General features: G+C 38.3%; 21 protein-coding genes and 2 riboswitches. Of the genes, 8 read left to right on the forward strand and 13 right to left on the reverse strand.

Annotation, left to right across the window (positions count from 1 at the left end):
- The first annotated feature begins 19 nt into the window (after positions 1-19).
- Entirely contained in the window at positions 20-859 is an 840-nt protein-coding gene (locus tag FFS26_RS08125) for a DUF5694 domain-containing protein (protein ID WP_137904779.1), read from the forward strand.
- Between the two features lie 56 nt (positions 860-915).
- On the opposite strand, the gene FFS26_RS08130 is transcribed toward FFS26_RS08125, so the two are convergent.
- On the reverse strand, positions 916-3,660 hold the full coding sequence (locus FFS26_RS08130; protein WP_228449411.1) for a TonB-dependent receptor plug domain-containing protein: 2,745 nt from the start codon (positions 3,658-3,660) through the stop codon (positions 916-918).
- Positions 3,661-3,958: 298 nt separating this feature from the next.
- A riboswitch (SAM-I-IV-variant riboswitch) is annotated at positions 3,959-4,056 on the reverse strand.
- A gap of 118 nt (positions 4,057-4,174) precedes the next feature.
- On the opposite strand from FFS26_RS08130, the gene FFS26_RS08135 reads away from it, so the two are divergent.
- Positions 4,175-6,400 (forward strand): TonB-dependent receptor domain-containing protein, encoded by a 2,226-nt coding sequence (locus tag FFS26_RS08135; protein WP_137904781.1) that lies wholly within the window; start codon positions 4,175-4,177, stop codon positions 6,398-6,400.
- A 192-nt stretch (positions 6,401-6,592) separates the two neighbouring features.
- Here the strand turns inward: FFS26_RS08135 and FFS26_RS08140 are convergent, their stop codons facing one another.
- From FFS26_RS08140 to FFS26_RS08195, 12 genes are all read right to left on the reverse strand, one after another.
- Complete coding sequence (locus tag FFS26_RS08140; protein WP_137904782.1) at positions 6,593-7,300, reverse strand: HesA/MoeB/ThiF family protein; 708 nt, start codon at positions 7,298-7,300, stop codon at positions 6,593-6,595.
- A gap of 137 nt (positions 7,301-7,437) precedes the next feature.
- Positions 7,438-8,556 carry a 2-iminoacetate synthase ThiH gene (gene thiH / locus FFS26_RS08145; RefSeq protein WP_137904783.1) on the reverse strand — a complete coding sequence of 373 codons (1,119 nt, stop codon included), beginning with the start codon at positions 8,554-8,556 and terminating at the stop codon, positions 7,438-7,440.
- An 8-nt stretch (positions 8,557-8,564) separates the two neighbouring features.
- Positions 8,565-9,341 carry a thiazole synthase gene (locus FFS26_RS08150; RefSeq protein ID WP_110009896.1) on the reverse strand — a complete coding sequence of 259 codons (777 nt, stop codon included), beginning with the start codon at positions 9,339-9,341 and terminating at the stop codon, positions 8,565-8,567.
- Entirely contained in the window at positions 9,338-9,952 is a 615-nt protein-coding gene (locus tag FFS26_RS08155) for a thiamine phosphate synthase (protein ID WP_137904784.1), read from the reverse strand. Before FFS26_RS08155 ends, FFS26_RS08150 begins: the two co-directional genes overlap by 4 nt.
- A 4-nt stretch (positions 9,953-9,956) precedes the next feature.
- Positions 9,957-10,694, reverse strand: a complete 738-nt coding sequence (locus tag FFS26_RS08160) for a hydroxymethylpyrimidine/phosphomethylpyrimidine kinase (protein ID WP_110009898.1) — start codon at positions 10,692-10,694, stop codon at positions 9,957-9,959.
- Entirely contained in the window at positions 10,670-11,257 is a 588-nt protein-coding gene (locus FFS26_RS08165; protein WP_110009899.1) for a thiamine phosphate synthase, read from the reverse strand. The genes FFS26_RS08160 and FFS26_RS08165 overlap by 25 nt, the downstream gene beginning before the upstream one ends.
- On the reverse strand, positions 11,254-13,065 hold the full coding sequence (thiC, locus tag FFS26_RS08170; protein ID WP_110009900.1) for a phosphomethylpyrimidine synthase ThiC: 1,812 nt from the start codon (positions 13,063-13,065) through the stop codon (positions 11,254-11,256). Before thiC ends, FFS26_RS08165 begins: the two co-directional genes overlap by 4 nt.
- A 24-nt stretch (positions 13,066-13,089) precedes the next feature.
- Entirely contained in the window at positions 13,090-13,296 is a 207-nt protein-coding gene (gene thiS, locus FFS26_RS08175) for a sulfur carrier protein ThiS (RefSeq protein ID WP_047377339.1), read from the reverse strand.
- A 57-nt stretch (positions 13,297-13,353) separates the two neighbouring features.
- Positions 13,354-13,450, reverse strand: a riboswitch (TPP riboswitch).
- A 116-nt stretch (positions 13,451-13,566) separates the two neighbouring features.
- A complete protein-coding gene (locus tag FFS26_RS08180) occupies positions 13,567-14,244 on the reverse strand; it encodes an RluA family pseudouridine synthase (RefSeq protein ID WP_137904785.1) in 678 nt (225 codons plus the stop codon).
- Positions 14,245-14,255: 11 nt separating this feature from the next.
- Entirely contained in the window at positions 14,256-14,570 is a 315-nt protein-coding gene (locus FFS26_RS08185; protein ID WP_047377337.1) for a hypothetical protein, read from the reverse strand.
- A 3-nt stretch (positions 14,571-14,573) separates the two neighbouring features.
- On the reverse strand, positions 14,574-15,389 hold the full coding sequence (gene panB, locus FFS26_RS08190) for a 3-methyl-2-oxobutanoate hydroxymethyltransferase (protein WP_110009902.1): 816 nt from the start codon (positions 15,387-15,389) through the stop codon (positions 14,574-14,576).
- A 61-nt stretch (positions 15,390-15,450) separates the two neighbouring features.
- Complete coding sequence (locus FFS26_RS08195; protein WP_047424695.1) at positions 15,451-16,164, reverse strand: Crp/Fnr family transcriptional regulator; 714 nt, start codon at positions 16,162-16,164, stop codon at positions 15,451-15,453.
- An 88-nt stretch (positions 16,165-16,252) separates the two neighbouring features.
- On the opposite strand from FFS26_RS08195, the gene FFS26_RS08200 reads away from it, so the two are divergent.
- From FFS26_RS08200 to ccoG, 6 genes are all read left to right on the forward strand, one after another.
- A complete protein-coding gene (locus FFS26_RS08200; RefSeq protein WP_137904786.1) occupies positions 16,253-18,631 on the forward strand; it encodes a heavy metal translocating P-type ATPase in 2,379 nt (792 codons plus the stop codon).
- 109 nt (positions 18,632-18,740) lie between these two features.
- Positions 18,741-18,953 (forward strand): cbb3-type cytochrome oxidase assembly protein CcoS, encoded by a 213-nt coding sequence (gene ccoS, locus FFS26_RS08205; protein WP_110009904.1) that lies wholly within the window; start codon positions 18,741-18,743, stop codon positions 18,951-18,953.
- 21 nt (positions 18,954-18,974) lie between these two features.
- The gene (gene ccoN, locus FFS26_RS08210; RefSeq protein WP_137904787.1) at positions 18,975-21,236 is read left to right on the forward strand and encodes a cytochrome-c oxidase, cbb3-type subunit I; all 2,262 of its coding nucleotides are present in this window, start codon (positions 18,975-18,977) and stop codon (positions 21,234-21,236) included.
- Positions 21,237-21,258: 22 nt separating this feature from the next.
- Positions 21,259-21,459, forward strand: a complete 201-nt coding sequence (locus FFS26_RS08215) for a cbb3-type cytochrome oxidase subunit 3 (RefSeq protein ID WP_002983870.1) — start codon at positions 21,259-21,261, stop codon at positions 21,457-21,459.
- Between the two features lie 10 nt (positions 21,460-21,469).
- A complete protein-coding gene (locus tag FFS26_RS08220) occupies positions 21,470-22,351 on the forward strand; it encodes a cbb3-type cytochrome c oxidase N-terminal domain-containing protein (protein WP_062676011.1) in 882 nt (293 codons plus the stop codon).
- 94 nt (positions 22,352-22,445) lie between these two features.
- Positions 22,446-23,900 (forward strand): cytochrome c oxidase accessory protein CcoG, encoded by a 1,455-nt coding sequence (gene ccoG / locus FFS26_RS08225; RefSeq protein ID WP_110009907.1) that lies wholly within the window; start codon positions 22,446-22,448, stop codon positions 23,898-23,900.
- The last annotated feature ends 4 nt before the right edge of the window (positions 23,901-23,904 follow it).

The following is a 23,904-nucleotide window of genomic DNA, read 5'->3' on the forward strand; positions in this document are numbered from 1 at the left end:
TTTTAAAAAAAATAAACTCATGAAAACCTTTTTTTATATTTTTCTTGTATGCCTTTCTACATCAGTATTCGCTCAAAAAAAGCCTTCAGATTATTTTAAAAATCCAAAGACGAAAGTTTTGGTGGTAGGCTCCTTTCATTTTGATTATCCAAATCTGGATGCCCATAAAACCAATAAAGAAGATCAGGTAGATGTACTTTCTCTCAAAACAGCAAAAGAAGTCACAGAACTGGTAGAATATATCAAAAGATTTAAGCCGACAAAGATTGCGATTGAGGCCTGGCCGGGCTGGAATGCCAATCAAAAGCTGAAGGAATACAGCGAAGGCAAACACCGTGACAAAAGAGATGAGCGTTATCAGCTTGCTATGAGAATAGCCAGTGAACTCAAAATAAACGAATTGTTCAGCATTGACGCAGAATCTATTCTGGGTGACCTTGAAAAACATTTTGGGAAAACTGATTCTGCATTTTTTAAAAACCTCAGCAAGGATTATGATTTCAGAAGTGATGACCCGATCTCCCAACAGTTTACGGCCTTCTATAAGAGTGCTGAACCTAAAAATTTCAAATCTCTTCTGGACACTTTTACTTATATGAATTCCAAAGAAAGCCATCAGTACGGATACGGGGCCTATCTTAGCGGTGACTTTAAACTAAGAGAATATGACGGCGCCGATATGCTCGCACTTTACTGGTACAGCAGAAACCTGAGAATGTTCCGCAATATTCAAAACATTCCTCACAACGGAGAAGACAGAATTCTTGTGATTGCAGGAAATGGACATGCGGCGGTATTAAGACAGCTTTTTACCTCTTCCGCAGAATATGAATTCATTGAATTTTCTTCACTGAAATAAATAAAAAGACAGAGATTGAAGCTCTGTCTTTTTTTAATCAAAACTTCAGTCTTATATTAGAAGCTGAATTCAATTCTTACAAATAAGAACCTTCCGCCTATACCATACTGGGAAACCTGTCTGGAATAGACAAACTGGTTATCAGCCGTTAACGAGCTTATAGCAGGGCTTTTAGAAGGCAATATATTAAAGATATTATTACTTCCTACGGTTGCTGAAATATTTTTATTAAAATTGTAACCTACTGATAGATCTGTTATCACGCGTCGGTTAAGGATGAAATGCTCTGTACTTCCTGTTACACCATCAAAGTTAGCATCCACAACATCTGCATCGGTCACTTTACCAAAGAAAGAATTACGCAGTACGAAAGTAAAGCCGGAAACTCTTACCGTATTGCCCAATGTAGCTTTTACACGGGGTACAGCTTCTTCAAAATAGATTCTGTTTGGTTCTGAGAAATAATTATTGATCTGACTTACCAGTTTAGGAGACGCGTGGATATCCCCGATTCTTTTAGTCTGATTAAAATTGATTCCCAGATTATTCTCCAGGGAAATTCCTGATGAGATTTTTGAGTTCTGGGAAATTGTGATATCCAACCCTTTTGTCTGAGAATCTACTGCATTGGCAAAAAAGTTGGCAGCGCTGGCTCTGGCAAGATCAAAAGCATCCTGTAGAACGGCCTGATCCGAGCCAGGAGTAAAATTACCATCAGGGCGATAGAAGAGATCGGTCAGTACGACTCTGTCTTTAATCTTTATTAAATAAGCATCTGCTGTGAAAGTAAGGCTTAATGCCGGAATCTTCCAGGTAATTCCTGTGCTGTAGGATTGTGAGGTTTCCTGCTTTAATTTTGGAATACCCAATGCCTGTGCAGCCTCAGAATTATTTCTGAAAGTACCTACTTGCGTTGTCTTCCCCTGCTGAATCAGCGTAGAAGTAGAACTGTAATAGATTTGTGCCAATGAAGGTGCTCTGAACCCCGTAGAGACAGCTCCTCTCCAGTTGAGATTGGAAGCCAGTTTTACATTGGTTGCCACCTTATAATTGAATGTAGATCCGAAATCTGAATAATTCTCATACCGTACAGCTCCTTCCAATAACCATCTGTCCGTAATTTCCAGTTCTGCATCAGCATAAGCTGCAATACTGTTTCTGTTTCCGGAAACTGCATTTTCAGGACTGAAGCCGGGGAAAACCTGAGCTCCTGCGGGTCTTACATTTCCAAAAAAATCGGTTACTTTTTCATTTTCAGGGGTTTTTGCCGTTACTACCCTGCCATAGATATCGTAAGAAGCATAAGAGTTTTCCTTTCCGGCATTTACTTTATAATTTTCGTGTCGGTATTCACCACCAAACGCAATGTTCAACCCTTTCAGAACATCATATTTCTTAGAGAAATCAAGGTTGACGGTATTTTGTGAGAATTCAGATCCTCCGGCATCAAAGGTTCTTGGAGAACTATCTGTAAGTGATGCATTAAAAGTATTGACAACACCAAAACCGAAAACATTTTTCCCGAATGTATTACTGAAATCCACATTCCAGCCCTCCCATTTTCCTTTAATTCCGGCTGCAAGGGAATAATCATTTACAGTGGCTTCAATCTGAGGCAGATATCCGTTGGGAGTAACTGCATTGATATTCCTTTCATTATTTGGAAGCCTGTAAAATCCTCCTGCATTACCAAGACGGTAACTGTAGCCACCAAATGAATAAACCTTCCAATCCTCATTTACAGGAATTTCAGAATTGAAGAAGAGCTGTCCGGACTGCAGTTTAGACTGCCCTGCTCTCAAACTGAAATCTTTTCTCTCCAATCCTCTGTAATTAAGCTCCTCAGAGGTAAAATCTTTACCCAATATTTTTTGAAGCTCAGAAATGCTGTTTGCCCCGGAAATCTGAGATTGAAAATCAGGTGCGAAATATCCAACCTTAGTTGCATACTGCTTAATGGTATTGATGATTTGCTGAGTATTGGAAGTATTGGTAATGTTTTTATACAAGCCGTCAATATTCACTCCATCCTGTAATGCCCGGTAATTAATGGCATTATAGGCGTTGAAAATATCTCCTTCCCTCACTCCTGCTCTGGAATAAGGATCACGGTATTGCGCAGAACCTGTAATGTTAAAAAATCCGGATTTCCCTACTTTAGCGCCATAATTAAGGTCTACAGAAACAGTCTGTCCGTCTACCCCTCCGGAGAAATTATTGGCAACAGGTGAAGCATATCCGCCTAAAAATACCTGTCCGGAAAATCCAAGCCTTTTTTTCAGTCCCAGGTTTATCACTCCCGCAATAGCATCAGAACCATACTGGGCAGCAGCTCCATCCCTTAAAACTTCTATTTTTTCCAATGCAAAAGCAGGAATAGCATTAAGGTCGGTTCCCACAGAACCTCTTCCCGGCGTAAGGGTAACATTAATCAGTGAAGACTGATACCTTCTTTTTCCGTTGAGTAAAACCAAAACCTGATCTGGTCCTAATCCCCTCAACAGTGCCGGATCCACAAAATCAGTTCCGTCATTTACAGTATGTGATGTGGATGAAAATGAAGGTACGATATAGTTTAAAGCCTGGCTGATATTATTCGTCGGGCTCTGTTTTAAAATTTTAGATATATTAATGATATCCACCGGAACAGGAGTATCCGTCAAAGATCTTCCGGAACCCCTTGATCCAAGGATGACCACATCTTCTATTTTCTTCGATTGTAAAGTGTCCGTCTGTGCGTAATAAAATGAAGAAATAAGCACGATAGAAGGAATAAAAATTCTTTTTTTGAAATTATGCATGTTTGTTGTGTACTTTTTTGTTGATGAAATTTGTTTTTTAAGCAATACAGATCCTGTAGCCCTAAATTGTAAGGTTACCATAGAATTCGAAATGTTTGTATTATTTTTTAGAAATAGAAAAGGCTAGAAACAACAACACATGCGCATGTAGAAATGGCATGAGAACATATCAGAGTAATGAAGGCTCACTTCATGATCTGAAGAATAAAAAATTACTGATGGAATGTGATTTCCCTTGTCTTTAAACATTTGATTTTAACTTTTAAAACAAAAATTCAAGATGGGAGTAATGATAGAAATGATAAACATTTTTTCCGGAAGATCCGGCTTATCGATTGTAGCACCTTGCTTGTTTTTGCAGGTTGCTATCCCATCTAGAGATTCTTGATAATTACCCGGCAAAGATATAATTATTTCCGAAATAAAAAAAATTTAGCCTAAATTTTCGATTTTCAACATTTTAGCGTAACAAATTATCTTTTTCAGCGTCTAACCGGATAACAGTAAAAACATTATGAAAAAAACAATTTTCGCTTTATCCTTATTAAGCTCTGTTCTTATTTTTTCTCAGGAAAAAAATAATAAACCTCAGGAAAAGCAAATTGAAGGCGTAGTCATTACCAAAACTAAAAAAGCCGTTGAACAAAAAGCAGACCGTACTATTTTTGACTTTTCTGAGCAGCCTCAGCTGAATAACGGAAATGTTCTGGAAGGAATAAAAAAACTTCCGGGACTTGTATCTACCGATATTGCCGGGATGATGTATCAGGGAAAAATGCTGGAAGTATATCTTAACGGAAGACCTCTGAACATCACTTCCAATGAATTGAACTCCTTCCTTGAAGGGATGCCGGCCAATTCCGTAGAAAGAATTGAAGTGATCACGCAACCAGGTGCTGAGTTTCCGGCAACTTCCGGAGGTGCCATCATGAATATCATTACCAACAAAAATGCAAATAAATATTTAACCGCTACTTATTCAGGAAATTATTCTTTCACAAATTATGACCAATACAGAAGCAGAACTACGAATTCCGTTAATTTAAATGCAAGAAATAAATATTTCGGATGGCAGCTGAATGTGGGGCAGAATTACCGTGAAAGTATGCTGAATGGCCAGCAGGATGAGCTTCTAACAAGCCATACCGATAGATACGCACGCGGATATTTTGCAAAATCCGGATTAACTTTTGATCTGGGACAGGACAGGTTATTATTGAACTACGATATTTATCACAATAATAATGACAACTACACTTTAAGTGACGGGCATGGAGATTTACCGTTCAAGAGAAACCCGAAAGATTTAAAAGAAGCTTTTTATACTTCTTCTGACGTTGCCCATACCAATAATTTAAGACAGGAAGCAGTTGTAACCTATCAGAAGCGTTTTGCTGACAAATCTCAAAAACTGGATTTCCAGTTTGGGTATACAAGATCAGACAGCAAATTTTCTCAGGATAATTACTTTCAGGATGGGACGTTTGTAACTTTTCCCAATGAGCCTCTTGATAGCCCTACCAATGGATTAAAAGATATTCTGAATAATAAATCTGTGATGAATATTGCCAACTTCAAAGTAGATTACGCACAGCCGATCAAGCTTCTTGATGGTGGGAAAGTAAGTTTTGGAGGATTATATGAAAGGCAGGATTATGATACAGAAAGTTTTGGCCTGACCAATCTGGAATATCAGAGACAGACTGCTTCAACGTATTTAGAGTTTCAGGCTAAACTGAAAAAGTTTGATTTCACGTTGGGATCCCGTGCTGAAAATTATGATATTTCCGGGGTAACAAGATATTTTGATAAAGATGCAAAACTGGTAGAGGCTAATTTAATTCCCTTCAATAAATTTAAATTTTTCCCTAACGCAAGTGTACAGTATAACATGATGAATCAGGTTTATATTGCCGCAAATTACAACAGGAAAATCAGTCTGCCTAGTATTTCTGCCCTGAACCCGAATAACGTAACATTCTCGGGACCTAGTACAGAAGTAAATGGTAACCCGAATCTACAGCCTACTATTTTTGATAATTATGAATTGAAAATATCAGCTTTTGATTATGCGTTTATCGGGTATAGCGTAAGCTCAGCAAGCAATCAGGTAGCGCAGATCATCCGAAAAGACGGAAGAAAACTCTTCAATGAGCAGGTGAATATTTCCAATATGAAAATTCACAATTTCAATGTGGGATTACCGGTTCCTTTTATGATTTTCAGTAAGCCTTTGAGTGAAATCATGAAATTTAATTTCAATCCGGATAAAATTAACTTCATGTATTTATATGCAGGATATCAGAAGCATGAAATTGATAATCTGAACAATAAAGGGTTCTGGATCTTCAATATCATGACGCAGATTATTTTGCCTAAAGACATCAAACTGACAGCCAATTACAGCTATCTGACTCCAAAGGCAGGATATTTCTACTTTACTGCAGAGAAGCCGTTCAACAACTCGTTTGATATTACATTGACGAAGAAGTTTATGAACAACCGTCTGACACTTTCTGTTTTTGCAAACGATATTTTCAATGGACAGGTGATGCAGGTACGTTCTAATCCGCCATCAGGAAATCCGGTGATGATCTACAGCAAATACGACACAAGAAATTTCGGACTTTCCATCAACTATAAAATTCCGACGAGAAATAAATTGGCGAAAGAAGATCCGAATATTTTAAATCAGACCAAAAAAGAAGATACCGGAGGTGTAATGCAGCAGGCACAATAATCCTTCTTTGTAATAAAATAAAAATAGGCGGTAAATAATTACCTCCTATTTTCTTGAAGGTAAGTTTTAGCTAAAGCCAATGGATGGTTTTATAAAAGTAAAACGGGCTAAAGCCCGTTCCTATTGATATGTATTACTAATAAAATCGTGTTATTTTTGAAAATAGTAGTGACATTAGTGTTTACATTTACATCAGAAATCTACCGTCTGAAATCTCCAGTTCAGCGTGTCTACCAATGTCAGCTGATTTAAACTTACCGGAAGATCTGTTATGATTTTTAATACCTGAAGTGCCATCATACTGCCTATCATTCCGGGAAGAGCTCCCAAAACGCCAAGACTGTCACAATCCGGTACATCCTCATCGAAAGGCGGTTCCGGGAAAATATCTCTTAAGTTTTTACTTCCGTTATGATTAAACACAGCAACTTGGCCTGAAAATCCTAAGATACTTCCGTAAACCAGAGTTTTATTAAGTTTTATGCAGGTATCATTTACCAGGTATCTTGTTGAAAAATTGTCTGAACCATCAATAATAATATCATATTGAGCAAGGATTTCCTCAGCATTATCATTATTAATTTTTCCTTCAATTCCTATGAATGTAACCTGATGATTGATTTCTTTTACAAAGATTTCAGCACTTTTCACTTTGGATAATCCCACACTGTTTTCTGTATGAATGATCTGCCGGTTCAGATTATGAAGTTCAACCTCATCAAAATCTGCAACACCTAAAGTTCCTACTCCTGCCGCGGCCAGATATTGTATAATTGGACTTCCCAAACCTCCTGCCCCTATGACGAGAACTTTGGATGACCTTATTTTCTTTTGTCCTTCCAATCCAATCTCATCAATAAATATCTGCCGGCTGTACCGTGAAAAATAATCTTCTTTCATAGTTATCATTGAACCATTAAGATTCTTTAAGCTTTTAAGAATAGTTAAGTTGAGCTTCGCTTGAAACAGCTGTCTTAAAAATCTTAGATTTTTCTTAATTCAACTTCATCTCTTCAAAATCCTTTGGTTTTAAAATTTTAAAATCCACTGTAAACAGAGTCCCAGTCTTTCATTACAGGATCATAGCCTGCTTTTTTGATCATTGTTTTAATCTCTTCCATACTTCGTTCGTCGCTGGTTTCAAACTGTTCTAAAGATTCTTTATCCACGGCGTAACCACCAGGATTTGTTTTTGAACCTGCACTCATAGCAGTTGCTCCCAGAGAGACAATATTATTTCTGAAGACTTCATTTTCTCTGGTAGATATGGAAATCTCAAGGTCTTCATTCCAGATTCTGTAAGCACAGATCAGCTGAAGAAGATCTTTATCTTCCATGATAAAATTGGGTTCAATAATTCCTTCGGCAGGTCTGAGTCTTGGAAAGGAAACAGAAAATTTACTTTTCCAGTACTGTTTTTGAAGATAATCGATGTGTAAGGCATTGAAAAAGCTGTCTACTCTCCAATCTTCAAGCCCAAGCAGGACTCCCAACCCGATCTTATGAATTCCTGCTCTTCCTATCCTGTCGGGAGTTTCCAGACGAAAATGGAAATTTGATTTTTTACCTTTCGGATGGTACTCCCTGTAAACATCCTGATGATAGGTTTCCTGATAGACCAATACGGAATGTACCCCTTCATCATGAAGCAGTTTGTATTCATCTTCCATTAAAGGCTGAACTTCAATGGAAATATTGGAAAAATGTGGCTTTAACTTACGGACAGCATTCTGAAAATAAGGTACACCCACTATTTTATTGGCTTCACCGCTTACCAGTAATACATGATTCACTCCCATTGATTTCAGGACTGATGCTTCAATCATCAGCTCCGTATCAGAAAGGGTCTTCCTTTTCAGATTGTTATCAAGACTGAATCCGCAGTAGGTACAGATATTCTGGCATTCATTGCTGAGATACAGCGGTGCATACAACTGAATGGTTTTTCCGAAACGTTTCTGGGTAAGTGTCTTCGTCATCACTGCCATCATTTCGAGTTCCCGAGAAGCGGCTGGTGACAGAAGATTAAGGAAATCATCAATCGTTTTGTTTTTCTTCTGAAGACTGTATCTTACATCGGCCAGACTGACGTTTTCAAGCTTATTCTTTATCTCATCCCACTGATAGTTTTCAAAAACATCTTTAAAGCTTTTCATAATCCTGATTATTCAAATAAAAATGAAGTCAGCGGACTTGATGCTTCAGCATGGCTGGAAATGGCTCCCAACCCTGATTCAAAAGCTCTTCTTCCGGCAATCACACCTTCTTTGAAAGCAACAGCCATATTCAAAGGATTTCTGGCTACAGCAATGGCAGTATTCACCAAAACGGCATCTGCTCCCATTTCCATTGCTTTTGCGGCATCTGACGGCGCCCCGATTCCTGCATCTACCACTACAGGGACGTTGCTCTGGCTGATGATTATTTCAAGAAAATCCTGTGTTTTTAGTCCTTTATTCGTTCCAATAGGGGCACCCAAAGGCATTACGACAGCTGTTCCGGCGTCTTCAAGACGTTTGCACAAAACAGGATCAGCATGAATGTAAGGCATTACCACAAATCCAAGTTTGGCTAATTCTTCAGTGGCATATAAGGTTTCAATGGGATCCGGCAGTAAATATTTCGGATCCGGATGAATTTCCAGTTTTACCCAGTTCGTTTCCAGGGCTTCTCTGGCTAATTGTGCTGCAAGCACAGCTTCTTTTGCGGTTCTGGCTCCGGAGGTATTAGGCAGAAGATGAACATTCGTTCCTTTTAATGAGTCAAGCAGATCATCTTCATTGGATTGTGCATCAATTCTCTTTAAGGCCATTGTTACCATATTGGTTTCAGATGCCATGACAGATTGTACCATATCTCTCATACTTCCGAATTTTCCTGTTCCTAAAAACAGTCTGGATTCAAAAGTTCTTCCTGCTATTTCTAATTTCTGATGATTCATATCATTACTTTTTTTAGTTCATTTATAATCTCAGGCTGCTTTGTAATAAGCCCAGAAACGGCAACACCGTAAATTCCGATTTCCTGTAGCGGTAAAATATCTTCAGGATTAACGCTCCCGATGGCAAATATTTTAGGGATCTTTATTGATTTATCCTTTAACCCATCAATGATATCCCGATATCCTTCAAATCCAAGGACAGGACTTAACTTTTCTTTCGTGGTGGTAAATCTCAATGGTCCCAAACCGATATAGTCGCAGGATTCATTGATTCTCTGAATGACATCCGAAAGGGTATTGGCTGTTCCGCCAATAATTTTGTTTTCTCCCAGAATCAGTCTTGCTTCATCGACAGAACAGTCATCCAATCCTAAATGTACTCCGTCAGCATCTATTTCTTTAGCGATCTGTACATGGTCATTGATGATACAAACCGACTGATATGCAGAGCAAAGTTGTTTTGAAATTTCACAAAGACTGATTAATTCGTTTTCAGGTGCATTTTTCCATCGAACCTGTACCCATTTGATTCCATTATCCAAAGCGTTACGGATATGCTTTTCCTGTTCCTGTATTGTATTTCCCTGTGATATGTATTGTAATTTTTCCATGTTTCTATGAATGCGTTCCCAATAAAGAGGAATTGCTTTTTAAAAATTTTTCGATGTATAATTTCCCATTCCGACAGGCCGTTTCCATATTTTTCCCCTTCGCAAGTTCTGCTGTAATGGCAGAGGATAAAACACAGCCGGAACCATGCTTTGGAAAATAGGTTGTATTCCTTTCGGCTGGAGCTAAAAGAATCTCTTTTCCGTTTTCAACTAAAATATCTGTTCCCAAATGATCTTCTCTATGTCCTCCTTTGATCAGCAATGCGCATTGATGAGTGTCCGGCAGAAGATTATTTTCCTTTAAAACTGTGTATTCGTTATAATTAGGTGTAATCAAACTGAGTTTATGAACAATTTTTTTTAATTGAGGAAGAGTTTCAAGATCAAAAAAATTAAAGTTCGAAGTGCTTTTCAGAACAGGATCCCAAACGATTTTCACTTCAGGATTTCCTTTTTGAACTCTTTCCACAATTTTACCCAGAAATTCGGCACCCTTCACTATTCCAATTTTCACGGCTGAAACGAAATAATTTTCCATCAACACCAGAATAGCTTCAGTTACTTCATCTATGGGACGCCATTCTAAACTCAGGCATTTCGAAGCAGTTTGCAATGTTAATGCTGTACATACTCCAAGTCCTATCACTTTCGATTGCTCAAAAGTTTTAGTATCTGATAATAAACCTGCTCCGCCACTGGGATCGAAGCCTGCGATGCTTATGACATAAGGACGTTCCTGCATTTTTTGAATACTTTTAAGGGTTCTTCACTTTCCCAGATCGCACCCAATAGGGCTGCTCCATCTACATTTGATTCGAAAACTTCGGGAATATTATCCTGATCAATTCCTCCAAGGGCAATCAATTTGACATCCGGATTATTCCGGTGTTTTATTTCTTCCTTTATGGTAGAATCCAGTCCGTATCCTTTTTTCGATATACTTGGAAAGAACGGGCTTATGAAAGCATATTCCCATTCTTTATCCAAAGTATTATAGGTTGTGATATCATGTACCGAAGTTGAAAGGGTATTTTCTTTCACAAAAGACTTATCCATTTCTTCCTGCCGATCAATTTCCCTGAAATGAAACCTTGAAATCGTAAATTCCTTCCCAAGATCATAATACGTATGCAAAACCAGCTGTGAATGAAAGGTTTCATCAATCTGAGTGAGGAAATCAATCATTTCATTACGACTGATCCATGGTTTACGGATGTGAAGCAGGTCAAGACCTTCCTGAAACATCTGATTAATAAGATCAGTTTCGTTCGGAACAATCAATTCAGGAGTGATAACGAGGATCATATATAAATTTCTTTTCCTTTTTCGATGAATTCCTGTGATTTATCCAGCATCCCTTTTTCTGCAGATTCACGGATCTCCTGGGTAATTTTCATCGAGCAGAATTTTGGTCCGCACATTGAACAGAAATGGGCAATTTTTGCTCCTTCTGCCGGAAGGGTTTCATCATGATATGCTCTTGCTGTTTCCGGGTCTAATGACAGATTGAACTGATCTTCCCATCTGAATTCAAACCTTGCCTTACTTAATGCATTATCTCTGTATTGTGCGCCCGGATGACCTTTTGCCAAATCTGCCGCATGCGCTGCCAGTTTATAGGTTATTACTCCAACTTTGACATCATCCTTATTCGGAAGCCCCAAATGTTCTTTTGGAGTTACATAGCAAAGCATGGCACAGCCAAACCATCCGATCATCGCAGCCCCGATCCCTGAAGTAATATGATCATAACCCGGTGCAATATCCGTGGTTAAGGGGCCTAAGGTATAAAATGGAGCTTCATGGCATTCCTTCAGCTGTTTATCCATATTTTCTTTGATCATATGCATTGGTACGTGCCCGGGACCTTCAATCATTACCTGTACATTATGTTTCCAGGCAATTTTAGTGAGTTCACCTAAAGTTTCCAGTTCTGCAAACTGCGCTGCATCATTGGCATCTGCAATAGATCCCGGACGAAGACCGTCTCCCAGAGAGAAAGCCACGTCGTACTTCTTCATGATTTCACAGATCTCCTCAAAATGGGTATACAGAAAACTTTCTTTATGATGAAATAAGCACCATTTTGCCATAATCGATCCTCCTCTGGATACAATTCCGGTTACTCTGTTGGCTGTCAGATGAATATATCTTAGCAAAACGCCTGCGTGGATGGTAAAATAGGAAACTCCCTGTTCAGCCTGTTCAATCAGCGTATCTCTGAAGATTTCCCATGTAAGATCTTCAGGAACACCTTTTACTTTTTCCAATGCCTGATAGATTGGAACGGTACCAATCGGAACCGGACTGTTTCTGATGATCCATTCTCTTGTTTCGTGAATATTTTTACCGGTGGAAAGGTCCATAATGGTATCAGCTCCCCATCGGCAGGCCCAGACTGCTTTTTCTACTTCTTCTTCAATACTGGATGAAACGGCACTGTTTCCGATATTCGCATTGATCTTTACCAGGAAATTTCTCCCGATAATCATAGGTTCGCTTTCGGGGTGGTTGATGTTATTGGGAATAATAGCTCTTCCGGCAGCAATTTCGTCTCTTACAAATTCCGGGGTGATCTTACCTTTCGGAGTATTGGCTCCAAAGCTGTGTCCGGCATGCTGAAATGCCATTTCTTTTGATACGGATTCAAGCTGCTCTATTCTTTGATTTTCTCTGATGGCAACATACTCCATTTCCGGGGTAATGATTCCCTGTTTGGCATAATAAAGCTGGGTCAGTTCTTTGCCATCCTTTGCCACTTTGGGTTTATGATCATAGGAAAACCTTAGTTCATCCAGACGAGGATCGGCTAAACGGGCTTTGCCGTATTCAGATGTAATTCCGTCTAAGATATTCACATCATTTCTATCCAGAATCCATTGTTCTCTGATTCTTGGAAGCCCTTTCTGAATATCAATAACTGCATTTTCATCGGTATAAGGCCCCGAAGTGTCATAAATGGTTACCGGAGCATTATGTTCAAAGCCGCCATTGGTCAATTTTGTGGGGCTAAGCTGTATTTCACGCATGGCTACATTGATAGGGTGTAATTTTCCTTCAACATAGATTTTCTTTGAGTTCGGAAATGGCGAACATGTAATGGAGTGAGCCATAAGTATTGGTATTAAATATGAGAATTAACCGCCCTGAGTGGCGGTAATGATTAACACTGAATCGTTATTGTTGAGGATGGTTTCCGCCCAGACTGACAGCGGAATAATTCGGTTGTTGAGCGCTACAGCAATACCTTTTTTCTTTCCGGGTAACTCAATAGCCAGTAATGCTTCCAGGTTTGCAGGAAGTACATCAAATGTTTTTCGGGTGTGGTTGATTATAAGTTCCATTCCTAATAAATTAAATATACTTTAGGAATGGCCATTATTGTACAATAGAATGTACAGCAAAAGTCATCTACTTTTCCCTACGCTGGTATGATCCAGATCAGGTTCAAAGGGTAAAGTCTCAGTCTGTTGGTAACAGACACCCCTAAAGTTGGGAACGAAGTTAGACATTTTTTTAGAATGGGCAAAATCTGAAATGATATTAAAGAAAAAGTCCATCTCAAAATTGAGACGGACGTTTATGTTTTCCTTTGATTAACTAAAAATCTTTAGTTATTCCTCACATGCTCTCCAGATCGCATCATTTTGAGGTACCGGAGCTATAATTTCAATGTTTTCTTTGGTAACAGGGTGAATAAACTCCAGCTTTCGGGCGTGAAGATTGATTCCTCCGTCAGGGTTGGAACGTGGTGCTCCATATTTCAGATCACCTTTAATCGGAACTCCTGTTTTGGATAACTGAGCTCTGATCTGATGATGTCTTCCGGTTTCAAGATCAATTTCCAACAACAAATAATTGTCTAATGTTTTGATCACATGATAGGTAAGAATAGCTTCTTTGGCTCCTTCCGTAGCTTTTGAAAAAACAATGGCTTTATTATTTTTTTCGTTTTTCTTTAAATAATGCACCAGTCTCTGGCTTTGCGGAATCATTTCTTTTCCAACAACTGCCCAATATGTTTTTTTGACTTCACGGTTTTTCACCATCTGTGTCAAACGGGAAAGTGCTTTGGAAGTTTTTGCATAGATCACCAGCCCTGATGTGGGACGGTCTATACGATGAACCAAGCCGAGAAAAACATTTCCCGGCTTAGCATCTCTTATTTTTATAAAGTTCTTGATGGATTCTAATAGTGATTCATCGCCGGTCTTATCGCCCTGTACAAGCTGACCGACCTTTTTATTAATCACCAGAAGATGGTTGTCTTCATATATAATCTGCTCCTTCATACTTCTTCAGTCTATCTTCTTCTGTTGGATAATGACAGGATAATCCCTGCCAGAAGGCCTACCGTTTTAACAGCTGAAAGTTTTGAGCCTTCCGGAATAAATGCTCCGAATACACAGATAGCCGCTGCAGCATACATCGCATAAACAAAATTCTTATTCGTAAGTAACGGAGCCTGAATAAAGAAGCTCGCTCCGATCAAAACATAAAATACTTTTCTTGAAAGCAAATGATTAATTTCCGGGGAAAATAAATTAAACCATCCCACAGCCAGACAAATCAAAGCTGCGATAGATAATATTCCCTGAATAGATTGTTGGTTCTGCATGGATTAATAGCTTTCGTTTTCGTTTGGAAACTCTACATTTTTCACATCTTTCACGTATTGAGAAACGGCTCCTGTAATTTCTGTGTAAAGGTCGAGATATCTTCTTAAGAATTTCGGGCTGAAACCTTTGTTCATTCCCACCATATCATGATACACCAAAACCTGTCCGTCGCAATCTGCACCTGCACCGATTCCAATGGTTGGAATAGAGATGCTTTCAGTTACTTTCTTAGCTAAATCAGCAGGAATTTTTTCCAACACAATAGAAAAACAGCCAAGCTCTTCCAGAAGCTGAGCATCAGCAATCAGTTTTTCAGCTTCTGCTTCTTCTTTAGCTCTTACTTTATACGTTCCAAATTTATAGATAGACTGTGGTGTTAATCCCAAATGTCCCATTACCGGAATTCCGGCATTGATAATTTTTTTGATTGACTTGGAGATTTCTTTTCCACCTTCAATTTTCACAGCATGCGCTCCACCTTCTTTCATCATTCTTACCGCAGATTCCAATGCTTTTTCAGGATTACTCTGATAAGTTCCGAAAGGTAAATCCGCTACCACCAAAGCTCTGTCGGTTCCTCTTACCACACTTTGAGCATGATAGATCATTTGATCCAGCGTAATAGGCAATGTAGTTTCAAAACCAGCCATTACATTCGCTGCAGAGTCTCCAATTAAAATAGCATCTACTCCACCAGCATCTACCATCTTGGCAGTGGTAAAATCATAGGCTGTAAGCATTGTTATTTTCTCCTTGTCGAATTTCATTTTACGCAAGGTTTCAGTCGTAACTTTTTTAATTTCAGAGTGAACAGACATAATTTATCTATTTTTAAAAGTTAAAAAGTCGGCCTTGAGCCGACTTAAGTTTTTGTATGATTTATAAAACTACGTGACCGAGTTTCATGAGTTTGTCGTGATTTAAGATCTTGATATTTCTTCCGTCCACTTCAATCAGACTATCCTGTTTGAATTCTGAGATCAGACGGATGGCACTTTCTGTAGCAGTACCGATAATATTAGCAATTTCTTCTCTCGTTAATGAGATCTTGATGAAACCTTCAGGATCTACGCCCAGTTTCTGTTCCAGAAGCAGCAGAATTTCTGCCAGTCTTTCTCTTACTGTTTTCTGTGCAAGGAAAGTAATGGTGTTGGAAGATTCTCCTAATTCATAAGAAATTTTCTGAAGCATTACGAAGGACAACTGTGGATCTACTTCCAGAAGATACATGAAAATATCTGCAGGTAAGAAAACACATTCAATATCCGTCATTGCTTCTGCTTTGGCCTGGAAGTTTTCCCCGCAAAGCAAAGAACGATAGCCGATGATATCCCCTTCTTTGATAAATCTTAAAATCTGATCTTTCCCGAAAGCTCCTGACTTTGAAAGTTTGGCAGCACCTTTTTCCAGGACAAACACTCCTTTTGGAGTTTCCCCATCCTCGAAAATAGTTTCATGTTTCTGAAAACTCAGTTTCTTTTTGCCATTAATATATTTTTCAAAATCTGCGCTAGAAAGTCTTTCTTTAAATGATTTATCATTAAAAACTCTGGCGAACCTCTCTTCAATTGCTATCTGTTGTTCCTGCGGCATTTTATATGATATTTATCACAAAAATAGAACTTTTTAACGCGATAAACAAAAAAATTTGTTATAATTTTGTAGTTCAATATTTTATGGGGTGAGCGAGAACTGTTTTCATTGTGGTCAAGGTATAGAAAAAGAGAGAATTTTATTTGACGAAAAGACTTTCTGTTGTAATGGATGTAAGTCCGTTTACGAAATTCTGAATTTAAATAATTTAAGCAATTTCTATGAGCTTAATAAGGGAGCGGGAATTCGTCCGAATGATGAAAATTCTACTCAATTTGATTACCTGGACACGCCGGAAATCTTCGAAAAAGTGACTGATTTTTCTGAAGGAAGCACCAGCCTTGTTACCTTTAAAATCCCTGTAATACACTGTTCTTCATGCATCTGGCTACTGGAAAGTCTGCATACGTTAAATAAGCATATCAAATATTCTCAGGTTAACTTCACAAGGAAGACTTTGCAGATTTCATTCAACCATAATGATCTGAAATTGAGCGAACTTGCTAATTTCTTAACCAATCTGGGATACAAACCTGTTATCAGTCTTGAAACTGCTGAAAAAAACGTAGACCACCTTGATAAATCTTTGCTGGTAAAATTTGCTATTGCAGGTTTTGCCTTCGGAAACGGGATGTTTCTCGCCTTTCCCGAATACGTAGGAGGAGAAGATTACTGGATGGAACATTACAAGGGGCTTTTCAGAACACTGATGTTCTTATTAGCATGCCCCGTAGTATTCTATTCAGCATCAGACTATTACAAATCTGCATGGTACGGATTAAAAAATAAAATCGTCAACATAGATGTTCCTATTGTACTGGGAATTTTTGTTCTTTTCGGGAGAAGTATTTATGAAGTGGTGACGGATTACGGTCCGGGATATTTTGATACCCTTTGCGGTCTTCTTTTCTTCATGCTGATGGGGAAAATTTTTCAGAAAAGAACGTACAGTGCTCTTTCTTATGACCGAGACTATAAATCGTTCTACCCAATTGCCGTAACGAAGGTAGACTTTGAGGGAAAACAGGAAAATATCCTTCTTTCCGCAGTAAAAGTAGGAGACAGAATTTTAGTTAGAAATCAGGAAATCATTCCGGTAGATGCGATTCTTATTAACGGAGAAGGAAATATCGACAACAGCTTTATTACCGGAGAAAGTGAAAGCATCAGTAAACAGCCGGGCGATAAAATCTTTGCCGGAGGTAAGCAGATCGGGTCATCTCTGGAGCTGGAAGTTATTAAAGATGTAGACCAGAGTTACCTTACTCAGCTTTGGAATAAAGAAGCTTTCAAAAAACATGAAACCGGGCTGGATACATTGACAAACAGCATCAGTAAATATTTCACATTCATCATTTTAGGTATTGCTCTGGCTGCTGGAATCTATTGGGCATTTATTGATTTGGAGAAAATGTTTCAGGTTATTTCTGCCATTCTGATCATTGCATGCCCTTGCGCACTTGCACTGTCTGCGCCGTTCACTTTCGGTCACATTATGAGGATTTTAGGCCGAAATAAGTTTTATGTAAAAGATACTTTAACGATTGAAAAAATCGCGAAACTTGATACGATTGTTTTTGACAAAACAGGAACCATTACACACAGAAAGAAATCAAACATCAAATACGAAGGATCTGAGATCAGCGAATTTGACTCTTTGAATATCAAAACTTTATTAAAAAATTCCAACCACCCGCTTTCAAAATCATTGTACGAATTCATAGAGGTGAACGATGAATATTTCCCTGTAGAGAAGTTTGTTGAAATTTCAGGAAAAGGGTACGAAGCCAGTGTAAGAGGAAATCTTTATAAAATTGGTTCAGCACGTTATAATAACCAGGAACCTAAAAACCTCGAAACAGCCGTTTATATCAGTAAAAATGGTGAATACCTGGGTAAATTCATCTTTAAAAACGAATATCGTCCAAGACTGAAAGAACTTTTCACAAAACTTACCCACTACAAAATATTTATCCTGAGCGGAGACAACTCCTCAGAAGAAAACCAGCTTAAAGAGCTTATTCCGAATTACAAAGGAATGGCCTTTAATCAAAGCCCGGAAGACAAACTGAACTACATCAAAGCCCTTCAGGATCAGCACTTAAAAGTGGCAATGCTTGGAGACGGGCTTAATGATGCAGGAGCCTTAAAACAAAGTAATGTAGGAATCGCCATTGCTGATGATACGAACAGTTTTACCCCATCTTCCGATGTCATTATGAACGGAGATAAAGTAGTTACTCTTGACAATTATCTGAACGTTTGCAAGGGTTCCATCACGATTGTGAAAATGACATTTATAATCAGTTTTTTATACAATATTGTTGGTTTAAGTTACGCTGTTACAGGGCATATGCATCCGCTCTTCGCAGCAATCATTATGCCAATCAGTTCGATTACAGTGGTTACCTTTACTACAGTTTCAACCTGGATTTTAGGTCGTAAATATTTCAAAAAACAGGCGTAAAAGCCCTTATTTAGACTGATTTTAAATTAGCTGAAATCGGCATTTCGTGATGAATGTCATTATTTTTCACTAAATTTGAACCCCGAAAATAGGTTAATTTTGTTGTCCAATGGATATTCTATATTTAATGATCCTCTGCAGTGTTTCTTTGGCTGCGATTTTCTTGGTCGTATTTATAGTGTATGCCCGAAAAGGACAGTTTGAAGATGATGAATCTCCGGCTGTCAGAATCCTTTTTGATGACGAAAAAGTTGAAGAAAAAGATGAAACCGGCAACAAAAATAAAGACGAAAAAGAAATAGGAGAAAATAATAAAAATTGAGAAAAATAGTGAATAGTTGATATGGAAACACAGAAGTTTAGTTATGACAATAGTATTGTCCGTGCGTTCCTTTATGCGACCTTAGTTTTCGGTCTCATCGGATTTACGTTCGGGCTTACGGCGGCATTAATGCTTTTCTACCCTGAATTACCTGAATTCTTTTTCGGGACAGATGACACAACCATTAAAAGTTTGGCATCGGGTAATATTGAAGGGTTAATAAACACTCATGGTGCATTTGGTTTTGGTAGAATCAGAATGCTGCACACCAATACCGTAATCTTTGCATTCGTTTGTAACATCGTTTACACGGGTATTTATTACTCATTGCAAAGATTATTAAAAACAAGAATGTACAGTGACACCTTGTCTTGGCTACATTTCTGGACCTGGCAGTTTATGATCGTTGCTACGTTCATTACCTTCTTTATGGGGATCAATACCTCTAAGGAATATGCTGAACACGAGTGGCCGATCGACATATTGATCGCATTCTCATGGATCATTTTTGGTATCAATATGTTCCTGACTATTTCAAAGAGAAGAGTGAGACACCTTTACGTAGCCATCTGGTTCTACATCGGTACCTGGATTGCAGTAGCAATGCTTCACATCTTCAACAACCTTGAAGTACCTTTATCTTTCACAGGCTGGAAATCTTATTCAGCATATGCAGGGGTAAAAGATGCTATTGTACAGTGGTGGTATGGACACAATGCGGTTGCATTCGTATTGACAACTCCGGTTCTTGGTTTAATGTATTACTTCCTTCCGAAGGCTGCAGACAGACCGGTATTCTCTTATAAACTGTCTATTATTCACTTCTGGTCATTAATTTTCGTATATATCTGGGCTGGTCCTCACCACCTTCAGTATACAGCTCTTCCGGCTTGGGCTCAGGCGGTAGGAACAGGTTTCTCTATCATGCTTATTGCACCATCATGGGGAGGTATGTTAAATGGTCTTCTTACGCTGAGAGGAGCTTGGGATAAAGTAAGAGAAAATCCTATCCTTAAGTTCTTCGTAGTAGCTGTTACCTGTTATGGTATGGCAACGTTTGAAGGACCGCTTTTGGCAACTAAAAACATCAACAAAATTGGTCACTTTACAGACTGGGTTATCGGTCACGTACACTTAGGAGCTCTTGGATGGAATGGTTTCATGGCATTCGGGGTTATCTATTACCTGGTACCAATCATGTGGAGAACAAAACTTTGGTCTGTAAAATTAGCTAACTGGCATTTCTGGTTAGGTACTTTAGGAATCATTTTCTATGCAGTTCCAATGTATATTTCAGGATTTACACAAGGATTAATGTGGAAGCAATTCAACCCGGACGGAACATTATTATGGAAAAACTGGCTGGATACGGTAACTGCAATTATTCCTTACTTCAAAATGAGATTCGTAGGAGGTCTATTCTATATCTCAGGATCTATCCTGATGATTATAAACGTAATCGCTACAGTAAGAAAAGGATCATTCCAGAAAGAAGTTCCTGCTGAAGCTCCTGCGTTGGCAAACATCAGTAAAAACAGAAAAGAAGGAGAAGGTACTCACCTTTGGCTGGAAAGAACTCCATTATTATTAGGTATCTTATCTTTCATCACGATATCTATCGGTAGTTCAATTGAAATTATCCCTACACTATCTCTTAAGAAAAGTGTACCTACGATTTCTGCAGTGAAGCCTTATTCACCGCTGGAACTTGAAGGTAGAGATATTTATATCCGTGAAGGATGTAACGCTTGTCACTCTCAGATGATCAGACCGTTCAGAGATGAGATTACAAGATTCAACGGTAAAAACGGACAATACTCCAAAGCTGGAGAATTCGTATACGACAGACCATTCCTATGGGGTTCCAAGAGAACAGGACCGGATTTGCATAGAGAAGGTGGTAAAAACCCAAGTTCTTGGCACTACAAACACATGTATAACCCAAGATCTACTTCTGCTGGTTCTATCATGCCACGTTACCCTTGGTTAATTGCTACTGACTTAGACAGAACCAAGATGGTGGACAAAATGAAACTGATGAAGAATGTGTTTGATGTACCTTATACTAAGGCTGAAATCGATTCTGCAGACAAATGGGCTAACAACCAATCGGCAAAAATTGTGAAAGATATCTTCTCTGAAGCTAATGACCTTAAGCAGGCTTATGCTAAGAGACCTCAGGGAGAACTAGAGAAAAAAGAAATTGTAGCTCTTATTTCTTATCTTCAGAGATTAGGTACAGATATCAAAACAACTGAAATCAAAACAGCAAGTAATAACTAAAAAACATTAAAAAGTTCATACTATGATTCCTCAGAACTTTAAAGATATATTATCCAATACTGAAAATGCTGGCTTCTACCAGACACTGGCTCTGATTTTCTTTATGCTGTTCTTCATAGCTTTAGTAATCTATGTTTTTAGCAGACCTAAAAAATATTACAAAGAAGAAGAAGAGGCACCTCTTGGGGATGATGAAGATGACGATTTTAATTTAAAAAATTAAACTATTTTTTATGAAACAAAGAACACCTGTTGTTATAAACATCTTAATAATAATCGGACTTTTAATAGTTTTTTATTATTTATTTGTACAGAGCTACGCGTTCCTTTCTTCACCTTACTTCTGGGGAACTGTTGTGATCGCTGGTATCCTGGCTTACATTCATGGAGCTATCGGAGACCTTATCGAAAACAACAAATTCAAGAAATTATCTCCTGAAGAAAAGGCAGCTTATTTAGCTGAAAAGAAAGTTCCTTATTTCAAAAGATTGTACCAAAGTGCATTCAAAAAGCAATCTGCTTCTGAAGAAAAGGATATCCTTATCGACCACGGTTTCGACGGAATCATGGAGCTGGATAACCAATTACCGAAATGGTGGGTAGGTTTATTCTATTTTGGGACCGCTTTTTGTATTGTATATATTGCAGCTTACTCTTTCACAGACTTCGCTCACCCGTTAAGCGAATATGAAAAAGAATATAAAGAGCAGTTGGCAAGTATTGAAGAATATCAGAAATCTCAGCCTCCTGTAACGATTGAAACAGCTAAGTATTCAGCTGATAACATTGCAGAAGGTAAAGAATTATTCAAAACAAACTGTGCATCTTGTCACAAAGAAGACGGTAGTGGAGGTATCGGACCTAACCTTACTGATAACTATTGGATCAACCAGCCTGAGAAAACGTTATTCAAAAACGTGTTCCATATGGACTGGAATGGTTCTCCTACTAACCCTGCCATGAGAGCATTCGGTAAAAACGGAGAAGTTTCAGGTGCAGAGATTGAGAAGATTGCAGCTTATGTATATCACATCAACCAGGAACAACCACCAGTGACTCCGGCTCAGGGAGGAGCAGCTCCTCAAGGAACTGAAGCGCATTGGGAAAAAGAATAATTTAAAAAATTAGAAACATATGAAAAAAACATAATTTGTTATTAGATTAAAATAGTAACGAATTATGTTTTTTCTTTTTTAAAACCTATTATATATGTCAGACATAGAAGATATAGAAGTACGCGGCGGACAGGGACAGGTTCTGGACCCTGAGACTTACAGAGATTCTATAGGGACAATGGAGCAATCCGGAAAAAGAAAATGGGTCTTTCCAAGAAAACCTAAAGGAAAGTACACCAACTATAGAAATATTGTAAGTTATTTACTATTAATTATTTATTTTACATTACCGTTTATCAAAATCAATGGTAACCCATTGCTGATGTTTAATGTAATAGACAGAGAGTTTTTCATTTTTGGACAGCCTTTCTATCCACAGGACTTTTTTATCCTTACTTTAGGTGCTATTGCCTCTTTGATCTTTATTATTGTTTTTACGATTGCGTTCGGAAGAATTTTCTGCGGGTGGATCTGCCCTCAGACAATTTTTATGGAATCGATATTCCGTAAAATCGAATACCTGATTGAAGGAGACCGAAATAAGCAGATGAAGCTGGACAGACAGGAGTGGAACAGTGAGAAGATCTGGAAAAGAAGTTTGAAATGGACTATTTATGTCATCATTTCACTCATTATTACCCACTTTATGTTTATGTATATCGTAGGATATGAAGAAGTATTTAAAATAGTTGGGGAAGGGCCATTTGCACATCCTACCAATTTTATTGTAATGATACTTCTTACCGCAGCATTTTACTTTGTATTTGCGTGGTTCAGAGAGCAGGTTTGTACATTGGTTTGTCCTTACGGAAGACTTCAGGGTGTATTGATCGATAAAGATACCATCAATGTTTTCTATGACTTCAAAAGAGGAGAAAACAGAGCAAAATGGAGAAAGGGCGAAGATCGTAAAGCTGCAGGAAAAGGTGATTGTATCGACTGCCACCAGTGTGTTGTGGTATGTCCTACCGGAATTGACATCAGAGACGGGCAACAGCTGGAATGTATCAACTGTACAGCATGTATTGATGCCTGCGATGAAGTAATGGAAAAAGTTGGCCTTCCGAAAGGACTGATCCGTTATGCTTCTGAAAACGAGATTGAAAAAGAAACTCAATTTAAGTTTACAGGAAGAATGAAAGGGTTCTCTATATTCCTGTTCCTTCTTGTAGGATTCTTAGGATATCTTCTTTACAGCCGTGGTGAGATGGAGGCTAAATTCATTAAACCTGCGGGAAGTACATTCTTTGTGAGAGACGGTAAAATTACCAATACTTATAATTATACCTTCCTTAATAAAACGAACGAGAAAAAAATCGTTACCATCAAAGTGATAGATCCGGCACATGGTGAAATTACATATAGTGCATCAAGTAAGATTCAGGTAGACAGAGATAAAATTTCCAAGGGAACCATCAATATCAGCTTCCCTGAAAATGATATGAAACTCTCTAAACAGAATATAACAATTGGTGTTTACGATATGAAAGGTAAACTGATTGATTCATACCAGACTTATTTTGAAGGACCTTTTAAACTGCAATTTTAATTAG

It is taken from the genome of Chryseobacterium sp. 2VB (genome assembly GCF_005503635.1).
GTDB classification, from domain to species: Bacteria; Bacteroidota; Bacteroidia; order Flavobacteriales; family Weeksellaceae; genus Chryseobacterium; species Chryseobacterium cupriresistens.